Origin of the sequence: Methanobrevibacter sp., from assembly GCF_030539875.1 — an archaeon.
In the GTDB taxonomy this organism is placed as follows: domain Archaea; phylum Methanobacteriota; class Methanobacteria; order Methanobacteriales; family Methanobacteriaceae; genus Methanocatella.
The window spans coordinates 32,487-51,805 of record NZ_JAUNXI010000009.1; the positions used below are offsets into that span (position 1 = coordinate 32,487).

General features: G+C 33.8%; 20 protein-coding genes. 10 read left to right on the forward strand and 10 right to left on the reverse strand.

Annotated elements, in window-relative coordinates; all coding sequences use genetic code 11:
• Positions 1 to 2 precede the first annotated feature (2 nt).
• From mtrE to mcrB, 6 genes are all read right to left on the reverse strand, one after another.
• Positions 3 to 917 carry a tetrahydromethanopterin S-methyltransferase subunit E gene (gene mtrE / locus Q4Q16_RS04835; protein ID WP_303346591.1) on the reverse strand — a complete coding sequence of 305 codons (915 nt, stop codon included), beginning with the start codon at positions 915 to 917 and terminating at the stop codon, positions 3 to 5.
• A gap of 182 nt (positions 918 to 1,099) precedes the next feature.
• Entirely contained in the window at positions 1,100 to 2,755 is a 1,656-nt protein-coding gene (gene mcrA, locus Q4Q16_RS04840) for a coenzyme-B sulfoethylthiotransferase subunit alpha (RefSeq protein WP_303346592.1), read from the reverse strand.
• Positions 2,756 to 2,760: 5 nt separating this feature from the next.
• Complete coding sequence (mcrG, locus tag Q4Q16_RS04845) at positions 2,761 to 3,519, reverse strand: coenzyme-B sulfoethylthiotransferase subunit gamma (RefSeq protein WP_303346593.1); 759 nt, start codon at positions 3,517 to 3,519, stop codon at positions 2,761 to 2,763.
• A 2-nt stretch (positions 3,520 to 3,521) separates the two neighbouring features.
• On the reverse strand, positions 3,522 to 4,121 hold the full coding sequence (gene mcrC / locus Q4Q16_RS04850; protein WP_303346594.1) for a methyl-coenzyme M reductase I operon protein C: 600 nt from the start codon (positions 4,119 to 4,121) through the stop codon (positions 3,522 to 3,524).
• Between the two features lies 1 nt (position 4,122).
• A complete protein-coding gene (gene mcrD, locus Q4Q16_RS04855) occupies positions 4,123 to 4,578 on the reverse strand; it encodes a methyl-coenzyme M reductase operon protein D (protein ID WP_303346595.1) in 456 nt (151 codons plus the stop codon).
• A gap of 34 nt (positions 4,579 to 4,612) precedes the next feature.
• A complete protein-coding gene (mcrB, locus tag Q4Q16_RS04860) occupies positions 4,613 to 5,944 on the reverse strand; it encodes a coenzyme-B sulfoethylthiotransferase subunit beta (protein WP_303346596.1) in 1,332 nt (443 codons plus the stop codon).
• 484 nt (positions 5,945 to 6,428) lie between these two features.
• Between mcrB and mmp10 the strand changes: the two genes are divergently transcribed.
• On the forward strand, positions 6,429 to 7,676 hold the full coding sequence (mmp10, locus tag Q4Q16_RS04865; RefSeq protein WP_303346597.1) for a methyl coenzyme M reductase-arginine methyltransferase Mmp10: 1,248 nt from the start codon (positions 6,429 to 6,431) through the stop codon (positions 7,674 to 7,676).
• Between the two features lie 8 nt (positions 7,677 to 7,684).
• Here mmp10 and Q4Q16_RS04870 read toward each other — a convergent pair whose 3' ends face one another.
• Together Q4Q16_RS04870 and Q4Q16_RS04875 are read right to left on the reverse strand one after the other, a co-directional pair.
• Positions 7,685 to 8,608, reverse strand: coding sequence for a methanogenesis marker 7 protein (locus tag Q4Q16_RS04870; RefSeq protein WP_303346598.1), 924 nt, complete (start codon positions 8,606 to 8,608; stop codon positions 7,685 to 7,687).
• 63 nt (positions 8,609 to 8,671) lie between these two features.
• The gene (locus tag Q4Q16_RS04875; protein ID WP_303346599.1) at positions 8,672 to 9,169 is read right to left on the reverse strand and encodes a hypothetical protein; all 498 of its coding nucleotides are present in this window, start codon (positions 9,167 to 9,169) and stop codon (positions 8,672 to 8,674) included.
• 60 nt (positions 9,170 to 9,229) lie between these two features.
• Here Q4Q16_RS04875 and comB point away from each other — a divergent pair, with 60 nt between their 5' ends.
• The 5 genes from comB to Q4Q16_RS04900 all read left to right on the forward strand — a co-directional run bounded on the left by comB (position 9,230) and on the right by Q4Q16_RS04900 (position 13,713).
• Positions 9,230 to 9,916 (forward strand): 2-phosphosulfolactate phosphatase, encoded by a 687-nt coding sequence (comB, locus tag Q4Q16_RS04880; protein ID WP_303346600.1) that lies wholly within the window; start codon positions 9,230 to 9,232, stop codon positions 9,914 to 9,916.
• A 61-nt stretch (positions 9,917 to 9,977) separates the two neighbouring features.
• Positions 9,978 to 11,153, forward strand: coding sequence for a TraB/GumN family protein (locus Q4Q16_RS04885; protein ID WP_303346601.1), 1,176 nt, complete (start codon positions 9,978 to 9,980; stop codon positions 11,151 to 11,153).
• Positions 11,154 to 11,218: 65 nt separating this feature from the next.
• The gene (locus tag Q4Q16_RS04890; protein ID WP_303346602.1) at positions 11,219 to 11,431 is read left to right on the forward strand and encodes a DUF1922 domain-containing protein; all 213 of its coding nucleotides are present in this window, start codon (positions 11,219 to 11,221) and stop codon (positions 11,429 to 11,431) included.
• 19 nt (positions 11,432 to 11,450) lie between these two features.
• The gene (locus tag Q4Q16_RS04895) at positions 11,451 to 12,770 is read left to right on the forward strand and encodes a hemolysin family protein (RefSeq protein WP_303346603.1); all 1,320 of its coding nucleotides are present in this window, start codon (positions 11,451 to 11,453) and stop codon (positions 12,768 to 12,770) included.
• Between the two features lies 1 nt (position 12,771).
• Positions 12,772 to 13,713 (forward strand): calcium/sodium antiporter, encoded by a 942-nt coding sequence (locus tag Q4Q16_RS04900; protein WP_303346604.1) that lies wholly within the window; start codon positions 12,772 to 12,774, stop codon positions 13,711 to 13,713.
• Here the strand turns inward: Q4Q16_RS04900 and Q4Q16_RS04905 are convergent.
• On the reverse strand, positions 13,672 to 14,547 hold the full coding sequence (locus tag Q4Q16_RS04905; protein WP_303346605.1) for a TIGR00269 family protein: 876 nt from the start codon (positions 14,545 to 14,547) through the stop codon (positions 13,672 to 13,674). The two genes, Q4Q16_RS04900 and Q4Q16_RS04905, sit on opposite strands and share 42 nt — an antisense overlap.
• A gap of 53 nt (positions 14,548 to 14,600) precedes the next feature.
• On the opposite strand from Q4Q16_RS04905, the gene Q4Q16_RS04910 reads away from it, so the two are divergent.
• On the forward strand, positions 14,601 to 14,906 hold the full coding sequence (locus Q4Q16_RS04910; RefSeq protein WP_303346606.1) for an MTH1187 family thiamine-binding protein: 306 nt from the start codon (positions 14,601 to 14,603) through the stop codon (positions 14,904 to 14,906).
• 20 nt (positions 14,907 to 14,926) lie between these two features.
• Here the strand turns inward: Q4Q16_RS04910 and Q4Q16_RS04915 are convergent, their stop codons facing one another.
• Complete coding sequence (locus Q4Q16_RS04915; RefSeq protein WP_303346607.1) at positions 14,927 to 16,033, reverse strand: DegT/DnrJ/EryC1/StrS aminotransferase family protein; 1,107 nt, start codon at positions 16,031 to 16,033, stop codon at positions 14,927 to 14,929.
• A 105-nt stretch (positions 16,034 to 16,138) separates the two neighbouring features.
• Here Q4Q16_RS04915 and Q4Q16_RS04920 point away from each other — a divergent pair, with 105 nt between their 5' ends.
• The 3 genes from Q4Q16_RS04920 (at position 16,139) to mptA (ending at position 19,313) form a co-directional block, all read left to right on the forward strand.
• Complete coding sequence (locus tag Q4Q16_RS04920; RefSeq protein ID WP_303346608.1) at positions 16,139 to 17,305, forward strand: tRNA (guanine(10)-N(2))-dimethyltransferase; 1,167 nt, start codon at positions 16,139 to 16,141, stop codon at positions 17,303 to 17,305.
• Between the two features lie 281 nt (positions 17,306 to 17,586).
• The gene (locus tag Q4Q16_RS04925; protein ID WP_303346609.1) at positions 17,587 to 18,063 is read left to right on the forward strand and encodes an Lrp/AsnC family transcriptional regulator; all 477 of its coding nucleotides are present in this window, start codon (positions 17,587 to 17,589) and stop codon (positions 18,061 to 18,063) included.
• 308 nt (positions 18,064 to 18,371) lie between these two features.
• Positions 18,372 to 19,313: a GTP cyclohydrolase MptA gene (mptA, locus tag Q4Q16_RS04930; RefSeq protein ID WP_303346634.1), complete on the forward strand. Its 942-nt coding sequence runs from the start codon at positions 18,372 to 18,374 to the stop codon at positions 19,311 to 19,313.
• Positions 19,314 to 19,319 lie beyond the last annotated feature (6 nt).

The window sequence follows — 19,319 nt, forward strand, 5'->3', positions numbered from 1 at the left end:
CCTTATTCTTCCTCATATGGCCCAAATTGGTTTCTTGCAAATACTTCTAAATAGTTATCCATAATAACTAATAAGATAACAATGATAATACCTACAACAATACCACCATATATTCCGAAAACAACTGTATTCCAGAAACTAAAGAATACAACAAGACCGAAACAGAAACCAGTAATTGGTCCACCAAATTTAGCACAGAAGTTTACAACATCCATAGAGTTTTTAGCACCCATTGGAGCTTTAGTAACAATATCTCCTTGAATAGCTACAGGAGTTCCTCCACCAAATTCGAATTTTTGATATTCGCTTTCTGCACCATAGTGAACATCCCCGGTTGAAGAACCGATAGCACCAAGAGCAATACCCCAGAGCATTGCTAAGAGAGGTAATGGGAATACATGTAATGCAGCACCATTAATTGGAATAGTCATTAAATAAGAAATTCCAACAATACAAAAACTAGTTATAAATCCGTGACCTACGATAGGTCCTAAAGATTGAGTTAATACATCCATAAATAATGGTTGTTCAAATTGAGATTGTCCAACAATCCTTCCCATGTGGGATGTAACAGTATAAATAGCGTGAACAAAAGCAGCGACACAAGCACCCATTGCGATAGCTACGATAGGCAACATACCTAAAGACATTACTATGTATGCAATAGCACCAGCAACACCACACCAAACACCATAAGCGACTGGTTCACCAGAAGCCGCCTTGTTTATCATACGATGTAAATGTCCCATTTGTGGAGCAAGTTGAACTTGGGAGTTAGGGTTACTTTGAGAACCGATATCAGATTCTAAGTCCTCTGCAGCCCCTCCGATAGTAGCAACTGCACCCATTAATGCAACTACACCTAATGTTACAGGGTCCATAATTTTTTTCCTCCATATTTTTATTAAATTGATCATTTAATAAACGTGAAATAATTGATTTTTGTTCCTTACAAAAATCGCGTCAAACTTATAATTTTACTAATATGATATATTCTTAAATCATTAATATAAATGTTTTTGGGAATTTTAATTCAAGAATAGAAATTTATATAAAATAATAGATAGGTGAAAAGACACCTATCTACGTGTTTATCTATCTATTTTGCCGGAGTAATGACAGTTCTCTCACCAGCAGGTTCGAATTCTCTTAATGCACCTTTAGCAAATTCAGCACGTACTTGACTGAAGTCGAAAGCTAAGTTTTTGTCAGCAAATGCGATTTTTACTAATGGGTTGAAAGCCCAAGCGTCTCCACGAGCGGAGTGAGGTGCTTGTGCAATACCTGCGTATTCACCTTGGTGACCTACGTTCATTGCATAGTTAGGATAGTTTGGTCCTCTCATTTCGAGTGGTAAACCTTCATCATTTCTGATGGAGAATACATTAGCAGCACCACATTGGTCTTGTAAATCGAAACCGTAGAATCCTAATCTGGAGTGTTGTTCTTTGTGTAAGTACATGGATAAGTACCATGCGCTTAAACCAGTTTGTGCATTACCAGTAGCGAATGCAGTTGAACAACCAGCTGCTGCGGAAATAACAGAAGCTCTTTGAGATCCACCGAAGTGAGTTTCGAGTAATGCTGGGTATTCTTCATATTGTTCTAATGCATAGAATGCAACTTCAGTACCTACATCAAGAACGGTGTCCATGTCATTAGGTGCTGAACATAAGTCGCCGAATTTGTCTTCGACATAGTCTTTACCATAGTAGGTAAAGTCATCTAATACGTTATCAGTGTATGCTGCGGTAGCATATTGAGTGAAACCTACACCACCAGACATGTAAGAACCTAACCAGATTTGGTCGTATAAAGCAGCACCTAAAGCTACTACTTCTAAGGTTGATCTTACAGGGTCATCAGGGTAAGCTCTGGAACCTTGACAGATATCTGCCATGAATCCAAATGGAACTCCACCAAGTTCGTTTTCTGCTCTTGCTCTTCTTACAGGTAAGTAAGTACCCATGTGAACAACTTCTGCGTGTTTAGATGCGTATGCGAAGTCACCAGTTGCTCCTTCACCAGCACATTGGTTGTATGCGGAAATCATTGACATACCAATTTGCATAGCGGACCATCTGGAAGTTGTACCACCGTCACAAACTCTTCCTACAATGGAAGGGATTCTAACAGCTTGCCATACAGCTCCACCTACTTCAGCTTTTAAAGCTTCAGCTTGTTCTTCTGGGAACTCTTTGTTAATGTCTAATACAAATGCAGAATCAATTTCATCAGCTAATTCATCGTCACCGGTGAAAACTTTTACATAGGAGTCTTGTACGACTAATGGGTCAGTTTCTACCATGTGTTCTTGAACTACTGCTGCACCAGGCATAGCGTGGTTAACAATTTCTAAGTAGTTTGTAATAGTTTCAGGAGTTACTTCAATACCTAATCTTTTTTCAAGAACGTTGTGAGCAGTGTTTAAACCTACAATTACAGTTCTTCTAACGTCATCCCAAGCTTGTTGGATAGCTGCGTTGTTGATGAAGTGTAAATCATCACCTTCAACAAAAGTATCAGTAGTAGATAATTGGTAAGACATTAAAGCTCTTTGACCTAAAGGAGTACCAATGTCTGGGTTGTACATTGGAATTCCTCTTTTCTCAGCGATTTCTTTACCCTCATTTACAAATGCAGTTTTTCTTTCAGATTGAGTCCAACCGCCCATGTTATAAAATTGGGTGGACTTTTCGGTTGGGTCTTCACTGAATTTTTGTTTCATTGCATCTAAAAATTTTTTATCAGCCATGTTAATTACCATCCTGCGTTTGGATCATATGCACCGAATGATCTAGAAACGTGAATTCTTTGACATACTTCAACAGCGTCTACATCATCTCTGTATGCTTCACCATCTATTCTATAAATAGTGGTTTTTTGTTTTAATGTTTCTTCGTCTAATGGTTCACCTAAGACTACTGGTTCATCTAATTCTTTACCAATTTGGTCTTTTACCATTTCAACATTACCAGTTTCTTTATTGAATACTTGTCTTCTGAGCATATCAAACATTAAACCGTTTTCGTCTAATCTTAAAGAGTGACCGTGTACACCTGCACCTCTAATACCGGTTCTTGCAGTATCGAAGTATTCGGTTTCTAAGAGGTATTTGGATAATCTTTCGATATCTCTTTCTCTTGCTTCGATTACTTGTCTTCCGGATAATGTACCAGTATCGATTCCTCTAAATCTACATAAGTAAGATCTTGCTCTTAAGAAAGGTTGAGCTGGAGCGAAGTACATAGAGTCTACAAATTGGATGTATCTAATCCTGTCCCCTGCTTTTGCACCGTCAATAGGGGTTACTAATTCTCTTACAACATCATCAGGCTCATCCATTTCGTCTAATGGTGGGTGAACAGACTTATATTCTTCACCTGGAGCTCTGTGACCTAATATTTTTACTACGTCTTCATCAGAGATTTCTCTTAACTTTTCTAATTCATATTCTGGATCACAAAAGTTTCTTCTGTTTTGAGCAACCTGAGAAGTACCTGGATAAATTTGTGCCATAATTATGCATCTCCTAATGCTAATTTAACTTTTCTAATAATTTCATCTAATTTTTCCTGTGAAACTGTTTCTCCGCGGATAACTCCTGTTACTATATCTTGGATAGTGCCCTGAGTTTTAATATCTTCATCTGAAGGCATGACTTTGGAAGTTTTTACTCCAATTTTAGCAAAATCTTCACAATCAACTGGTGATTCACATATGATTACACAAGGTTTGTTAACATTCCTTAAAATTAATCTTGCTTTGTAAATAATGTGATTTGCAACCCCTCCTAAATGAATAACAATTAACTTGAAATTACTTAATTGTTCGATTTCTTTATCAGTAATTCCAAATAAAGTTCCTCCAGTAACTGGAGCGTCATGAGGAACACCAGCACCTGCATTCAATACAAGAGTGCTTGTTAAAACATTTGCTTCACGTAAACCGAAAGTGATTTCGCAAACTGGTTTAGTAATGTGTCTGCGTCCAGGAGACATAGCTACTGCACATACGTCATCACCACATTCAGCAAAAGTCCCTCTTTGAGCAAGACTTCCGCCTTTTCCCATACCGCTTGCTTCTCTACAATCAACTACGTGTGTACATCTGCCTATCATATTACTCTAAGTTATCCTTTTTAATAATGTTCACATGGTCATCAAACTTGGAATATTGATCTGTCATTCCAACTAAATCATCTGGCAAATCATCTCCCCCATATTTAATTCTATCAGAAACTGTTCTTTCTTTTCTAATATAATTAATTCTATCCTGATTAATATCAAAGCCATAAGGGATGTGTTTTTTACAGATTTCTTCAATTTCTTTAATAGTAGATTCCATAGTCAATTCTATGAAAATTCTAGCAGTTTTAACTTGTAAAACTACGTCCTCACCATTTATGGTAATAACTCTACGCTCTTTATACTTATCAGGCAGAGTAGCTTCACCTTTTGGAAATCTTGGACCATGAATAACAGTTCTTCTTACATCATCGAGTGCCTCTAAATCGTTTAACAACAATTCTGTTGTGTCACTTCCAAGAACTCTATGAGGAAATATTTCAATATCCATTTTGTAACCTTCAAATTAGATTTGCTTAAATTAATTAGATGTCACCTTTAATTTCTTCAGCTGCAATTGCAACAGCGTTAATAGGTTCTCTAAATTCATCAACTTGACTGTATACTTCTTTAATTAAACCAGAAGTTGCTTCTGGTGAAAAGAGTTGTGTTCCTGCATCTAAAGACATAGCAGCAGCTACACAAGGAATACAGAATCCTTTACTGTGTCTGGTTACAACGTGGTTACCGTTGAAGAGACCAGGACCTCCACCACCATAAATGGAGTGACTGAAGAAGGAGAATCCTACAGCTACACCTTCTGCTCTACCATAGTCAAGACCTGGTAAACCAGTAGCGAATTCAATGTTATCATTGAAGTATAACAAAGTGGATGGAATACCTTGAGCAGCACGAGCTGCACCAATGTTAACCATAGTTGCTGCAACAGCACCAGCAGCAGCATATGCGTTCCATTTAGCTGCGTCATCAGTGTTGTAGATGGAATAGTCAGTTAAATCTTTTTGAGGAGCAATTACGCCATCAGCTTCTGCACGTGCAATAGTTCCTTGTACAATAGAACCAACAGTACCTTCAGCCGCATTATCTTTAACTAAATCATATACCATGTTGTCAGCGTTTAAACCTTGGTAAGCTAAACCTAACAAGTGTAATCTTTCATATGAACCAACTGCATCAGCCATTTCAAACATAGCAGTTTGTTCGAAAATGGATGCTAATGCGGTAGCTTGGAAAGTGTTTTTCAAAGTAGCAGCAGCAAAATCGTTTGCTTTTACACATCTTAATGCGTATCCTGCACCTTCAAGTTTTTGTGGAATGTCTAACATGGTTGCAATGTTAGATCCCATGTAATCTACAGATTGTGGGTATCTACCTAATACTGCAGCTTTTACGAAGTTAGCATCATATACATTAACATCGCAAACATCAATAACAGCTTGTACTAAAGCGGTTGCAGTAGATAAGGAAGCTACAGAGTATTCAGCAGCTACATCAATTCTTTTAGATGGTATTTGTACTAATAATCTTTTACCACCAGAGATAGGTTCTACGGTAGTATCGTCGCCTTCAGAAACTTGAATGCTTTCTTTAATTTTTTCTGCGATTGCTCCTGAGTTAGCAACAATCTCGAGATCTAATTCTCTTCCCAAAATTTTTGATTTACTTCCACCAACAGCAGCGGATTTAATAGATTTTTCGAGTCCTTCTAAGTTTACTGCAACAGTTCTTTTAACACCTTTTACGATGTTTTGAATTGCTGGGTTCCTTAATGGACTAATAGCTTCGATTGGTATGTCAGATGCAATTACTGATCCTCTATCGTCGTATAAATCGACTTTATCATCAAACTTTGCCATTTTTTCCCTCCTAAATAAATAGAGTTTAACTAATATACCACCCTCAATGGTAAACTTTTTCACCAAATTGAGTTGAGCCATATAGCAAATTATTGCAATAGCCCGCCATATGGTATACAAATTTTATTTTATAAGAGATATAATATAAAGATTACCTATAAAATCTTTTAGAAAAATATATAAAGTATAATAAAACATGTTTTTTTTAAGAAAAATACATCTGGAAGTAATACTTTTTAATTTTCATTAAAAATAATATTATCAAAAAAATTAAGATATTTACTAATTAATTTTAAAAATTATAAATTAAAATTAAAATCTAATTAGAATATTAAAAATTAGGCAGTTTTATCCAAAATAAAGCCAAAATTAAAATTATTACTTTAAGGCCTATAAGTAATAAATAATACTGAAAGTAATACAAAAATCCCTCCAAAAAATTACAGTTAATTTATAAATAAAATGAAAATAAAAATAATTAATTATGCAAATTGTAGCAGATGTTGGAGGGACACCCGGAAGGGATTGTAACGGGTATTGTAAATACTGTTACTTTAGAAAGGTAAAGGAAATTAAAAGTTTTGGCTGTGCACATTGTCTGCCAAATAAAGTCGGATGTGAAAGATGCAGTAAAGGAGTTGCTGAATCAGAAGGAGGATTCAAAACACCTTTTGAAGTAATAAACAATGTTCAGACATTTTTAATGATGAATTCCGGAATAAGTGGAGAGATTACTGCAAACATCAGCGGAGGAGGAGATATTAGCTGTTATCCTCATCTTGAAACTGTCACTGCCAATTTAAACCAATTTTCGATTTCATCACATTTAGGATATACAAGCGGAAAAGGCATAACCGACAGCGAAATTGCTACAAGACTAATTGACAATGGAGTTAATGAAGTATCATTTACAGTTTTTTCAACAGACCCCCAACTTAGAAAAGAATGGGTTAAAGATACAAACCCTGAAGAGGCACTTAAGGCATGTAAAACATTTTGTGAAAATGTGAAATTATTCGGTGCTAGCGTCATTATTCCAGGAGTTAATGACGGAGAAGTATTGCGAGAAACCTGCAATTCTCTTGAATCATGGGGAGCAAAAGGAATATTGTTGATGAGATTTGCAAATACCTTCAATGAAGGATTGATTTTAGGAAACGAACCAATCATTAAAGGAATTGAATCACAACCTGTCGAAGACTTTGCAGAACTTGTTAAAGAAATCAATAAAGAATATAAATTCAGGGTAAGCGGCACCCCATTATGCGATCCTGAAACTGGCGGCCCATTTGCAATATCTAAAAGTGAAAATGAAGTATTTCTACAGTTTATTAAACCTGTAACAGGTGATGCAACAATAATTACGTCCAAAACAGCAGAGCCATTTATTACCAAAATATTTGACAAATTAGAAGCAGACAGCGTTAATGTTGTGGCTGTTGAAAAGGAAATAGCCTGTTTGATTACAAAAGAGGATTTAGAAAAACTTGATTTAAGCGAAATAAAACAGGCAGTGATTTTGCCCGGACGGTCATTTGTTCATCAGCTCGATGCTGAAAGAATTTTAAGCGCTGACGGCGTTGAAAGAATTGTTGGCCGCGGCCCCGATACTTTAAGTGTTGACGGTGAAATGAGTATCGATTTAACTGATGAAAACGTTATAGAAAGAGAACTGGAACAGTTTAATGATTTGGTAGATGCAATAAACTTCTTTGGAATGAGATTGATTTAAAAAAAGAATTAGTTTGAATCCTCAACAAGAGAACTCTCACTGTTAATCTTAACTAAAATATAATCATACATAAATGATTTTTTTATTTCGGCTATTTCAGATAATTTTTTGCCATCAACAACAACATTTGCTATTACATCAGCGTATTCGTCGTAATTTAATTTTACGCGAACACCGTCTAATTGTGAAGTTACAGGATATGGAGAAAAAATGTCTTTAACTTCCCTAACCTGATTTTCAATTGCATTTTTAACAACGATGGACGGTACCAATGGAGGGTCAAGAATCATTTCATGTTTCTTATCAGTCAGAATCTTTTCAACAGTTTCAACCAGTTTATCAAGTGCACGGATATCAGGACCTCTTCTCAATCTTCTAGGAATCCTTCCTAAACCTCCAACATATGCATCTGCACCAGGAAGCTCATCAACAGGAATATCTGGAGCCCCAGTTACAATAACTGGAATGTTGATATCATCATATAAAAAAGATTTTTCTTTAATACAGTTTTCAAAACTGCCTAAAGCAAAAATGGCAATATCATGTTCTTCAATTAGTCTTTTTTCCTCCTCGGTAATGCCTGAAGTTCCCTTACCATCACCTCTGGCAAGACCAACCATATTATCTTTTGCACCATATTCGCGCAAATATTCGGAAATGTCACATGCTGCATGAGGCAAATGATGCCTTGCAAGTGTTGGTGAGACAATAGCTATTTCAGAACCTGCCATTGGAGCAACTGAAATTTTTGCTAAAAGTTCGTCTGCTTTCCTTTCAATTTTATCAACATCTTCTAAAGGAACTGCAATACTTAAAACCAATTCCATTTGTAAAATATTATCCTGAAGAATGAATCCTCCCAAATCTTCAACTAATTCCTTGAATTCTTCACTTTTGTGAACTCCGCCGGTAAATGTTAATGTTTCATACATTATTAACAACTCTCAAAATGCACTTAAATACAAATATATAATATTAATTATATTCGCCATATGTTATATTAAATTTTCTAAAAGGGAATATCTGATTTCGATTTTTTCAAATGGATTTTTAGAAATGCCGTTGTGGGAAGGAATTTCAACCAGATTCTCACTTTCAGTGACTTTATTTTTTAAATAATCAGGATAAATTACATAATCAAAATCTCTTAAGACAATATTAAATCCCATATCCAAAACTATGTCTTTTAAAAAATTAGAATATACCTTAACATCAACATCTCTTTTGAAATTAGAATTCAAGTATTTTCTGCACAGTTCATAATCATCAAAAAATGCAATTATATCCTCGTCAGACAGTTCATTTTGACCTATTTTAGAAACTTTTTTTATGCTTTCAAAAACCTGTGAAGGAGTATTGATTTTAATGGCAAAACTATTCATTTCAACTTTACTTTCTGATAATAAAATAGCCAAATCCCCTTTTTCTTCATCAGGATGTTTATTTACAATATAATCAGAAATACCTGCCAATTTAACAATTTCTTCACACATGGGTGTTGTGATTATTTTCATGATATAAATTATATATTAATCCTTAATATAAATTAATTCATGAAAGTTACATTGAGTTTTGAAGAAAGTGAAAGTGATGATGTTTCTATAATGGTTGATGCGCTAAGAGCCAGTTCCACAATTGTGCTGGCTTTAGATATCTTTGAAAAAGTAATACCATGTTTTACAAAAGAAGATGCCTTTAAACTAAAAGATAAACTTGATGGCGTTGTTGCAGGAGAAAGAGGAGGTAAAAAAATTGATGGATTTGACATTGGAAACTCCCCAAGCAGAATAAAAGATTACAAAACCGATAAAAATACCCTTATTTTAACAACAAGCAACGGCACCAGAATACTTGAAAATATGCATTCCACAGTCCTTGTGGGATCTCTTATTAATGCAAAATATGTGGCGGGACAAAGTGTTAAAATAGCCAAAGACCATATCGACGTAGTAATGGCAGGAGTTAAAGGAAAATTTGCAATAGAAGATTTTTTAGCTTCAGGAGAAATATTATACTGGATAACACAAGAACTTCCCGACTGCGAATTAAGTGAATATGCCCAATCTGCAATATTGGCCAGCAGACCCTCCGAATCCTTAAAATCATTTATAAATTCAAGGTCAGGTAAAAGATTAATTGAATTGGGTTATGAAAATGATGTTGAATTATGCAGCCTGAAAAATATCACATCAAATGTTGCGATTTATAAAAATCAAGAGTTGACATTGTTAAAAGATTAAGTTTATATATTTCTATCTATATAGTATATGAAAATATAATTATACAAAGAGTGTTTATTTAATGAAAAGAGAATTATTAACAATAATTGGTACTGCCCACGTATCTGAAGAAAGTGTTAATGAAGTAAAAGATGCCATTTATGAACAGCATCCTGATATTGTTGCTATCGAACTTGATAGAGGAAGATACGAAAAACTGAAAAAACAGATGATGGGCATTGAAGAAGATGAGCACGTACCTATTACTCAAATAATAAAAGAAAATAAAGTAGGGTTATTTTTAGTAAGTACTCTTCTCGGATATTTTCAATCAAAAATTGGAGCTGAAGTTGATGTTGCACCAGGTTCTGAAATGATTGGTGCAATAGAAGCGAGTCAGGATTTAAAAATTCCAATCGCCCTAATTGACAGAGAAATAAATACCACATTGCAAAGAGCTTTAAATAAAATGAGCTTTAAAGAAAAAGCCAAATTTGGATATGGATTAATTGCTTCTGTTTTGGGTTTTGATGATGATGAAGAAGATGAGATTGACATAGAAGAGTTGAAAAATTCCGAAAACATTGACGATATGATGGAAATGTTTAAAGACGAAGCTCCAAGTGTTTATGAAGTTTTAGTTCATGAAAGAGATGCATATCTTGCAGGGAAAATAATGCAGATACCTTATGATAAAATCATTGCAGTCGTTGGAGCAGGACATAAACCCGGAATTGAAAACTATCTTGATAATCCTGAAACTTTACCTGACTTAGAACAATTAGAAGTTATTAGTGAAAAAAAAGGCATTCCATGGCTTAAAATAATATTGGCATTAATCCCCATTTCATTTGTCGTGATATTTTTTCTGGCATTTTTTAATGGGATAAACATTGCCGGAAACATATATGAATTTATAATAATCAGCGTTGCAATGGGTTTTATCGGATCAATTCTTTCCGGTTCAAAAATTCAATCTGCAATTGTTGGGGGATTGATGGCACCTTTGACAATTATACATCCTCTGCTTGCAGCAGGATGGTTTTCAGGTTTGGTAGAAGCCAAATTTAGAAAAGTAAGGCAAAAAGATGTTCATAATTTAGCCCATATTGAAAATCTTAGAGATTTGTGGAGCAATAATATATTTAGAATATTGCTTGTGGTTATTGGAACAAATTTAGGTGTCAGCATAGCCACATTAGTAATTTTGCCTTCAAAAGTTTTCATCCCATTATTTATGAAAATATTTGGCGGATGAATAAAAATTTTTATATAAAAATATTACATATAATTTATTAATTATTAATTTTAAATGGAAGAAAAATGTATTTAATATTTCGTTGTGACTGTGGACGGGCACTATATTCAAAAGAAGGAATAGCTACACGCAAATGTGTGTGCGGAAAGACATTAAAAGTTAAATCCCGACGTATATTTAAAAAAGTAGCCACTAGAGAAGAGGCATCAAAAGCAGTCCAGGAAATGCAAGATAAAATATATGGAAACACTGACTTTATGTTAGCTAGTGATTTATAGTAAATATGGTTTGTTAAAAATGATTACAATAACAATCGAAATAATTATAATATTAATTCTAATGTTTCTTAACGGATATTTATCAATGGCGGAACTTGCCGTTGTATCCATAAGAAAATCGAAAATGCAAAAATATTTAGACGAAGGAAATAAAAAAGCGCAAATTGTAATGAATTTAAATGAAAATCCAAATGAATTTTTATCAACAGTTCAGATTGGAATTTCACTTATCGGTATTCTAACCGGGGCATTTGGTGGAGTAACCTTAGCAGAACCTCTTTCCGAATTAATCTACTTTATCCCATATAATGACATTATTAGTGTGACACTAGTTGTTATTATAACCACATACCTCACACTTGTTCTCGGGGAAATCGTGCCTAAAGTTATTGCTTTAAATGACCCTGAAAAAGTTGCTCTTAAAGTTGTCAAAAGTATAATCATACTTTCAAAAATTTCAAAGCCCATCAGTTATGTTCTTGCAAAATCCAGCAGTTTCGTTTTGTGGTTAATGAGAATCGAAGATAAAAGTGACGAAGTAGTTACAGAAGAAGAAATCGAATTAATGATTAAGGAAGGAAGAAAAGACGGAACAATTGAGAAAGAGGAAGAAGACATTATCAAAAGAGTATTTAAGCTTGATGACCAAAAAGTCGGAAGCATAATGACTCCAAGAAATGAAATTATTTGGATTGACCTTGAAGATGACGATGATGTAAACAAAATCAAAATTATTGAAAGCAGAAGATCAATTTTCCCAATAGCTAAAGGAGAACTTGACGAATTTATTGGAGTTGTGCAGGCAAAAGATATTCTCTCAACAATATTCCGCGGAGAAGAGGTTGACGTTGAAAAAATCGTAAAAGAGCCTTTAGTTGTATCTGAACACATGGAAACATTGGAATTGCTTAAAGAATTTAAAGAAAATCAGGAATATGTACACATGTCTCTTGTTGTTGATGAATTTGGAAGTGTTGAAGGCTTAATTACATTAAACGATTTACTTGAAGGCATTGTAGGACACATTCCAGGAATTGACGAGGAAGATGAACCTGAAGCTACATTAAGAGACGATGGAACATGGTTAATTGACGGAAGATATCATATTGATAAATTTAAAAGATTATTCGAATTTGAAAATCCGTTGCCTGATGAAGAAGCGGACAAATATACTACATTAGCAGGATTTGTTCTCAGTATCAGTGGAACAATACCTGATGAAGGAGATAAATACGAATGCGGAAGATTTATCTTTGAAATTATAGATATTGACGGTCGCCAGATTGATAAGGTTCTTGTAACAGATTTGGGACCTGAAACTGATATTGCAGAGGAATAAAATGGATTTCGGAATAATTATCCAATTTGTTTTATTAATTGCAGGGTTTGTATTTTTAATTAAGGGATCAGACCTTTTCGTTGATGGTTCAAGCAGTGTTGCATCACTTTTAAAAATACCTGCAATCATCATTGGTTTAACAATTGTAGCATTTGGAACAAGTGCTCCTGAAGCTGCTGTATCCATAACATCATCCCTTAGCGGAAACAACGGACTTGCAGTAGGTAATGTTATCGGAAGTAACTTATTCAATATATTATTCGTTATTGGAGTTGCTGCATTGCTTGGCAATCTACTGATGGAAAAAAGCGTGCTGAAAAAAGATTTGCCAATCCTATTAGGCATTACACTTCTATTAACAATATTCATCATAACTGACTGGAACATATCTGCTATAGAAGGAATAATTTTATTAGTTATTCTAATCCTATATGTATTTTCACTTATTCGAACTGCAAAAAAAGATAATGATGTAAAAACAGATAAACCGAAATTAACTCCTCAAAAGAGCATAATATTTATTGTCATAGGGCTTGCAGGAATTATACTTGGTGGGGATTTGGTTGTAAAGAGTGCTTCAGCAATAGCAATAGCATTCGGAATGAGCGAAACACTAGTGGGATTGACTATTGTGGCAATAGGCACATCTTTACCGGAATTTGTAACTTCACTTAATGCTTTAAAGAAAGGTGAAAATCAATTAGTTATAGGTAATGTTGTCGGGTCAAACATCTTCAATATATTATTCGTACTGGGCGCAAGTAGTGCAATAAGTCCAATACCTGTTGATTCAAGTTTAATTACAGATATTGTCTTTATGATAATAGTTACAATAATATGTTTCATATTTGGTAAAACACAGGAAAAATATGATAAAAAGGAAGGAATTATTTTAATCGCATTATTTATTGCATATATGGCCTTCGCAATTTTGAGAAATTAAATTTTTTAACTCGCAAGCCTTGCATATGTCAGAAGAGGTTGGCTGACCACACACTTCACATTCGTTAAGGCTTGTATTTATATCATTTTCAAAAGTCAGCATCTTTTGAAAAGACCCCATCACATTATTTTTAACACCCGGACACTTATCCTCGCTTGTATTCAGGAATTCTTTAATTTTAGCCCTTAGTGACAAATGAGAATATGGGCATTCATCTAAATGGATATCAATATTATTAATCACTGCCCACATTCCAACTTCTTTTTCGGGAGTGTTCCACAACGGTTTTATTCTAGGAACCAATTTCGGATGTATGACGTCGAGCTCCGGCCCGAATTTTGAGAACTTAATGGTGTCTCCACGGGCAAAACTCATTAGGAAAGATTGAATTTCATCATCTAAATTGTGTCCGGTAGCTATCTTGGATGCACCAAGCTCATAAGCTGTTTTATTTAAAATATTTCTTCTAAACACTCCGCAGGGAATGCATGCACTTTTAAAATCAGAGTAGATATCATCTAATGTGAATCCTTCTTCGGCATTAAATGATTTCTGAACCAGTTCAATATCCAGATTTTTGGCATTGTTAATTGCCGAGTCAATACCATGTTGCCTGTAACCTTCAATCCCTTCATCAACACTAATAGCCACTAAATCAAAATTCAATAGCTTTTGATAATTTTTTAATGCGTGAAGAGTCAATATACTGTCTTTACCACCGGATAATGCTACAGCTATCAATTCGCCTTCTTTAATCAGTTTATAATCCTGAATTAGATTATTGATTCTTGTAAAAATATGTTCATTGAAATCGTCTTTGTTTAACTTAACCATTACTAAACTAATTTATAGAAAGATAAATAAATAATTTTAGCAGGTGAAAAAAAATGATTACATGTGATTTTGCAATATTGCCTGTTGGAAGTGAAACTACAGAATGTAAAGATTATGTAACTGCTGCAGTTCAATCAATTAAAGATTCAGGCCTCAACTATCAGTTGACCGGAATGGGAACCCAAATAGAAGCTGATAATTTAGAAGAATTATACCGTGCAATAGCCAACGCACAAGAAGCTATTTTTGAACTTGGAATCGGCAGAGTATATACAGTTATAAAAGTAGATGACAGAAGAGATCTTGAAAATAGAACTCTGGATGCCAAAGTAAAAACCGTAAATGATATGTTAAAATAAATAGAAAAAGAAGTTAGAAATTAATCTAATTCTTCTGAAGCTTTTTTAACAGCTTCAATAACCAAATCCAAATCTTCTTTTGTTAATGAAGGATGAACTGGAAGAGAAATAACATTGTCCGCCGCCAATTCGGCTTTTGGACAGTTGCCGTCGATTCCTAATGATTTATAAATCGGTTGATTATATAATGGAATCGGATAGTGAATCCCTGTTCCAACACCGCATTCATTAATGATATTAACCCAATCATCCCTATTTCCTTTTTCAACCCTGATAGTGTACTGGTGATATACATGTTTTGAACCATATGCGCAATAAGGAGTAACAATTCCGTCAACATCTTTTAATCCTTTATTTAAGTATGAGGCATTTTCAATTCTTTTATCATTAAATTCATCAATCTTATTTAATTGAGCAAGACCAATAGCAGCAGAAATATCAGTCATTCTAAAGTTATAACCAATTTCATCGTGATGATATCTTACACTTGCACCATGTGCCCTGAATACTTTAGCATTTTCGGCCAAATCCTCATCGTCAGTGGTGATTATTCCTCCTTCAGAAGTTGTCATGTTTTTAGTAGGGTAAAAACTGAAACATGCCATATCTCCCAAAACACCAACTTTTTCTCCATTGCAGGTTGCTCCGTGAGCCTGTGCAGCATCTTCAATGACAATCAAACCATGTTTTTCGGCAATTTCATTTATCCTGTCCATATTTGCAGATTGACCATACAAATGAACCGGCAGAATAGCTTTAGTATTTTCTGTTATTAATGCTTCGATTGAATCCGGATTAATAGTGTATGTTTTTAAATCAATATCTGCAAAAACAGGTTTTGCACCAGTGTATATAATTGAATTTCCGCTTGCAATAAATGTAAAAGGAGTTGTAATTACTTCATCACCTTCACCAATACCGCAGGAGAGTAACGCAACATGTAACGCAGCAGTCCCTGAGTTAACAGCAATACCATATTTTGCTCCGACCCATTCAGCAAACTTTTGCTCAAATTCTTCCACTTTTGGTCCTTGAGCAATCATGCCTGATTTTAAAACTTCGACTACATTTTCTATTTCTTCTTCTCCAATTATTGGTTTTGCAATAGGAACCTTAATATTTGACACAATAATCACCAATTAAATAATAAAATTAAATATTCTATACTAATGTTTAAATCTAATAATATTTAAAACATTACTTAACAATAAAACAATTTAAAGTGAGATTTAATGGAAGAATATAAAACCAATACTATTGAAGAAGGATTAACTAAAATTGAATTTCCGGAATTTGATAAAATATCCTCTGACGCACCAGTTTTTTACAACCCCAACATGGAATTAAATAGGGATTTGTCCATACTTGCAATACAGGTATTTCAAAAAGAACAGGACAGAGAAATAAACATTTGCGATTTATTCGGAGGTAGTGGAATTCGGGGCATTCGTTATAAAAATGAAATTGATGGTATTGGAAAAGTTTCCATTAACGACATAAGTGAAGTGGCAAATCATTATGAAAGACACAATATCCAATTAAACAATTTAAATGATATTGAAGTATACCAGCATGACGCAAGTATGTTTTTAAGATTGAAACGCGGCGAATTTGACGTGATAGATATAGATCCGTTTGGAACACCTTCACCGTTCCTTGATTCAGCAGGCTATTGTGCTAAAAGAAACTCATTATTATGCGTTACAGCAACAGACACATCAGCACTGTGCGGAACATATAAAGAGCCATGCATACGAAAATACAATGCCAAACCATATAAAAGCGAATACTGTCATGAAACAGGTATTAGAATATTGGCGGGTTTTGTTGCACTTACTCTTTCCAAATATGCCAAATGCATTGAAGTGAAAATGTCCCACAGCACAGAGCATTACATGAGGATGTACCTTGAAGTTAAAAAAGGTTCTAAAAAAACAGACGAATCCTTAAAAAATATCGGATATATCAGTCATTGCAAACATTGCCTCCATAGACAAACAAGCAATGGTTTAGCCGCTCCGATTGAAGAGGTCTGTCCGGTTTGCGGTGAAAAATTAATTCATGCAGGGCCATTATGGTTAGGAAATATCCAGAATAATGAATTCATTACCAAAATGATTGATGAGACTGAAAATAAAAAAATTAATAAAGAAAAAGAAGCTTTGAAACTATTAAATAAATGTATTGTTGAATCTGGCGCGCCGGCAACATTTTATGATGTTCACACAATTTCCAAATCTTTAAAAGTAAGTGCTCCGAAATTTGATTTGATTTTAGACGAACTGAAAAAAGAAGGATTTGTCGCAAAAAAAACACATTTCAATCCATTAGGCATAAAAACAAATGCCGATGTTGAAAGTATAAAAAATATAATTGTCAAATTACAAAACAAAATTTGAATGAAATATCAGGCAATTATAAAAAAAATGAAAATGAATACTGGTTTTTTAATAAATATTTGATAAACTAAAAAAAATATTTCTGAAATTTAAAGTGAAACATAAATTTTGTAAAAAAAAATTGAATAAACAAAAATGAAAATCATTATTTTTAAGATAAAATTCAAAAAAATTAAAAAAAATAGGTAAAGTTTTAAATATAATTAGAAAGATACAACAAGATGACGATAGTATAATCTACAGATGATTATATTAAAATAGAATGAAGGGGGATATTGTTCATGGTAAAGACAAAAAATAATGTTATCAAGTTAGATGATATTGATATCAAGATTCTAAAAATAATCAATGAGGATGTAAGAACATCTTACAGGCAAATTTCACGTAGTTTGGATGTGTCCGTGGGAACTGTACACAACCGTATTGACAAAATGGTAAAAATAGGAGTTATCAAGAAATTTTCACCAGTTCTCGACCATGAAAAGTTAGGTTTTGTTTTAACCACCATCATTGGTGTGAGAGTTAAAGGAGAAAAGCTCAAAAGCTGGGAAGAAAAAACCATGTATAATAAAAATATAGTTGGAATATATGACGTTACCGGCGAATATGATGCTATTTTGATTGCTAAATTCAGAAACACAAATGAATTAAATGGTTTTATTAAAGAGCTATTAAAAAATCCGATTATAGAAAGAACTTACACTCAAACCGTTCTTGAAGTTATTAAAGAGGATATGGGATCTTCAAATATTTTATAAGTTGTTTTTAATAAAAGTGATTTGAATCAATCACTTATTTTATTTTCATTCTCTTTTAATTAGAAATTGTCCTGCAAAAGCAGATTCATCTATAAAAAAAAATTTTATTTATTTTAAATTTGAATCATTTTTCGAAAATCGGCTTTTGAGATTTGGTGGGACAGTAAAAGACTATTTTTATAAAATTTCTGAAATAAAAATATTGCAGTAATAAAAATATTACCTGAATGGCTAAAATTCATTTAACTATATAAATAAAAAGAAACAATAGATTTAATATTAGAATTAAAAAATCAGAGGTTATGAAATTGGCAGTTTGCTTACCCGATACTCAAGACGATACTCCGTCAATACCTATAAAATTAACCAGAGTCGGTGTTACTGGAGTTAAAAAATTATTACAATTAGAAAGAACAAATAAAAGACCAATAATTTTATTACCTACTTTTGATGCATTTGTAGACTTACCTAATAATCAAAAAGGGGTCCACATGTCTAGAAACCCGGAAGCAATCAGTGAAGTTGTTGAAACTGTTGCTATGGATTCCACAGTTGACATTGAATCATTATGTGCAAAAATTGTTGATAAAATGATGACCAAGCATGAATATGCTAAACGTGTTGAAATTAGTATGAAAACCGACTATATGTTCATGAAAGAGTCACCAGTAACTCAAAATAAAACCCAGGAAATGGCTACTTTAAAAGCAAAAGCCGTTGGATTAAGAGACGATGACGGCAATGTAAAAATCAGAAAAAGCATTGGTGCGGAAGTTGTTGGAATGACTGTATGTCCATGTGCACAAGAATCTGTAAGGGAATCAGATAAAAACAAATTATTAGAATTTTTAGACGAAGAAACAACACAAAAAGTCTTAGACACTGTCACTTTCGCTTCACACAACCAAAGAGGTGTGGGGACATTACTGATTGAAGTTCCGCATGACCAGAAAGTTGAAGCTGAAGATCTCATCGAAATTATTGAAAGTTCAATGAGTTCTCCGGTGTGTGAATTACTCAAGAGACCTGATGAAAATGCAACTGTTATGAATGCTCACAGAAAACCTGTTTTCGTTGAAGACTGCGTTAGAAATATGATGGAAAAAATTGCTAACAAATATTCAGATTTACCTGACAATACATTAATTACCGCACGTCAAGAAAACCATGAAAGTATTCACAGACACAACGCATTTGCAGAAAAAGAGACCACATTAGGTGAATTGAAAGCAGAATTGAATATTGAATAGGATCTG

What these genes read in the sequence shown, in the direction of transcription:
- Q4Q16_RS04870 (WP_303346598.1), bottom strand. Translation starts at nt 8,608, where the DNA reads ATGTATGAAACATTAACATTTACCGGCGGAGTTCACAAAAGTGAAGAA.
- Q4Q16_RS04900 (WP_303346604.1), top strand. Translation starts at nt 12,772, where the DNA reads ATGGATTTCGGAATAATTATCCAATTTGTTTTATTAATTGCAGGGTTT.
- mcrA (WP_303346592.1), bottom strand. Translation starts at nt 2,755, where the DNA reads ATGGCTGATAAAAAATTTTTAGATGCAATGAAACAAAAATTCAGTGAA.
- Q4Q16_RS04890 (WP_303346602.1), top strand. Translation starts at nt 11,219, where the DNA reads ATGTATTTAATATTTCGTTGTGACTGTGGACGGGCACTATATTCAAAA.
- Q4Q16_RS04925 (WP_303346609.1), top strand. Translation starts at nt 17,587, where the DNA reads ATGGTAAAGACAAAAAATAATGTTATCAAGTTAGATGATATTGATATC.
- mtrE (WP_303346591.1), bottom strand. Translation starts at nt 917, where the DNA reads ATGATCAATTTAATAAAAATATGGAGGAAAAAAATTATGGACCCTGTA.
- Q4Q16_RS04910 (WP_303346606.1), top strand. Translation starts at nt 14,601, where the DNA reads ATGATTACATGTGATTTTGCAATATTGCCTGTTGGAAGTGAAACTACA.
- comB (WP_303346600.1), top strand. Translation starts at nt 9,230, where the DNA reads ATGAAAGTTACATTGAGTTTTGAAGAAAGTGAAAGTGATGATGTTTCT.
- mcrC (WP_303346594.1), bottom strand. Translation starts at nt 4,121, where the DNA reads ATGATAGGCAGATGTACACACGTAGTTGATTGTAGAGAAGCAAGCGGT.
- Q4Q16_RS04895 (WP_303346603.1), top strand. Translation starts at nt 11,451, where the DNA reads ATGATTACAATAACAATCGAAATAATTATAATATTAATTCTAATGTTT.
- Q4Q16_RS04875 (WP_303346599.1), bottom strand. Translation starts at nt 9,169, where the DNA reads ATGTGTGAAGAAATTGTTAAATTGGCAGGTATTTCTGATTATATTGTA.
- mcrG (WP_303346593.1), bottom strand. Translation starts at nt 3,519, where the DNA reads ATGGCACAAATTTATCCAGGTACTTCTCAGGTTGCTCAAAACAGAAGA.
- Q4Q16_RS04905 (WP_303346605.1), bottom strand. Translation starts at nt 14,547, where the DNA reads ATGGTTAAGTTAAACAAAGACGATTTCAATGAACATATTTTTACAAGA.
- Q4Q16_RS04885 (WP_303346601.1), top strand. Translation starts at nt 9,978, where the DNA reads ATGAAAAGAGAATTATTAACAATAATTGGTACTGCCCACGTATCTGAA.
- mcrB (WP_303346596.1), bottom strand. Translation starts at nt 5,944, where the DNA reads ATGGCAAAGTTTGATGATAAAGTCGATTTATACGACGATAGAGGATCA.
- mmp10 (WP_303346597.1), top strand. Translation starts at nt 6,429, where the DNA reads ATGCAAATTGTAGCAGATGTTGGAGGGACACCCGGAAGGGATTGTAAC.
- Q4Q16_RS04920 (WP_303346608.1), top strand. Translation starts at nt 16,139, where the DNA reads ATGGAAGAATATAAAACCAATACTATTGAAGAAGGATTAACTAAAATT.
- mcrD (WP_303346595.1), bottom strand. Translation starts at nt 4,578, where the DNA reads ATGGATATTGAAATATTTCCTCATAGAGTTCTTGGAAGTGACACAACA.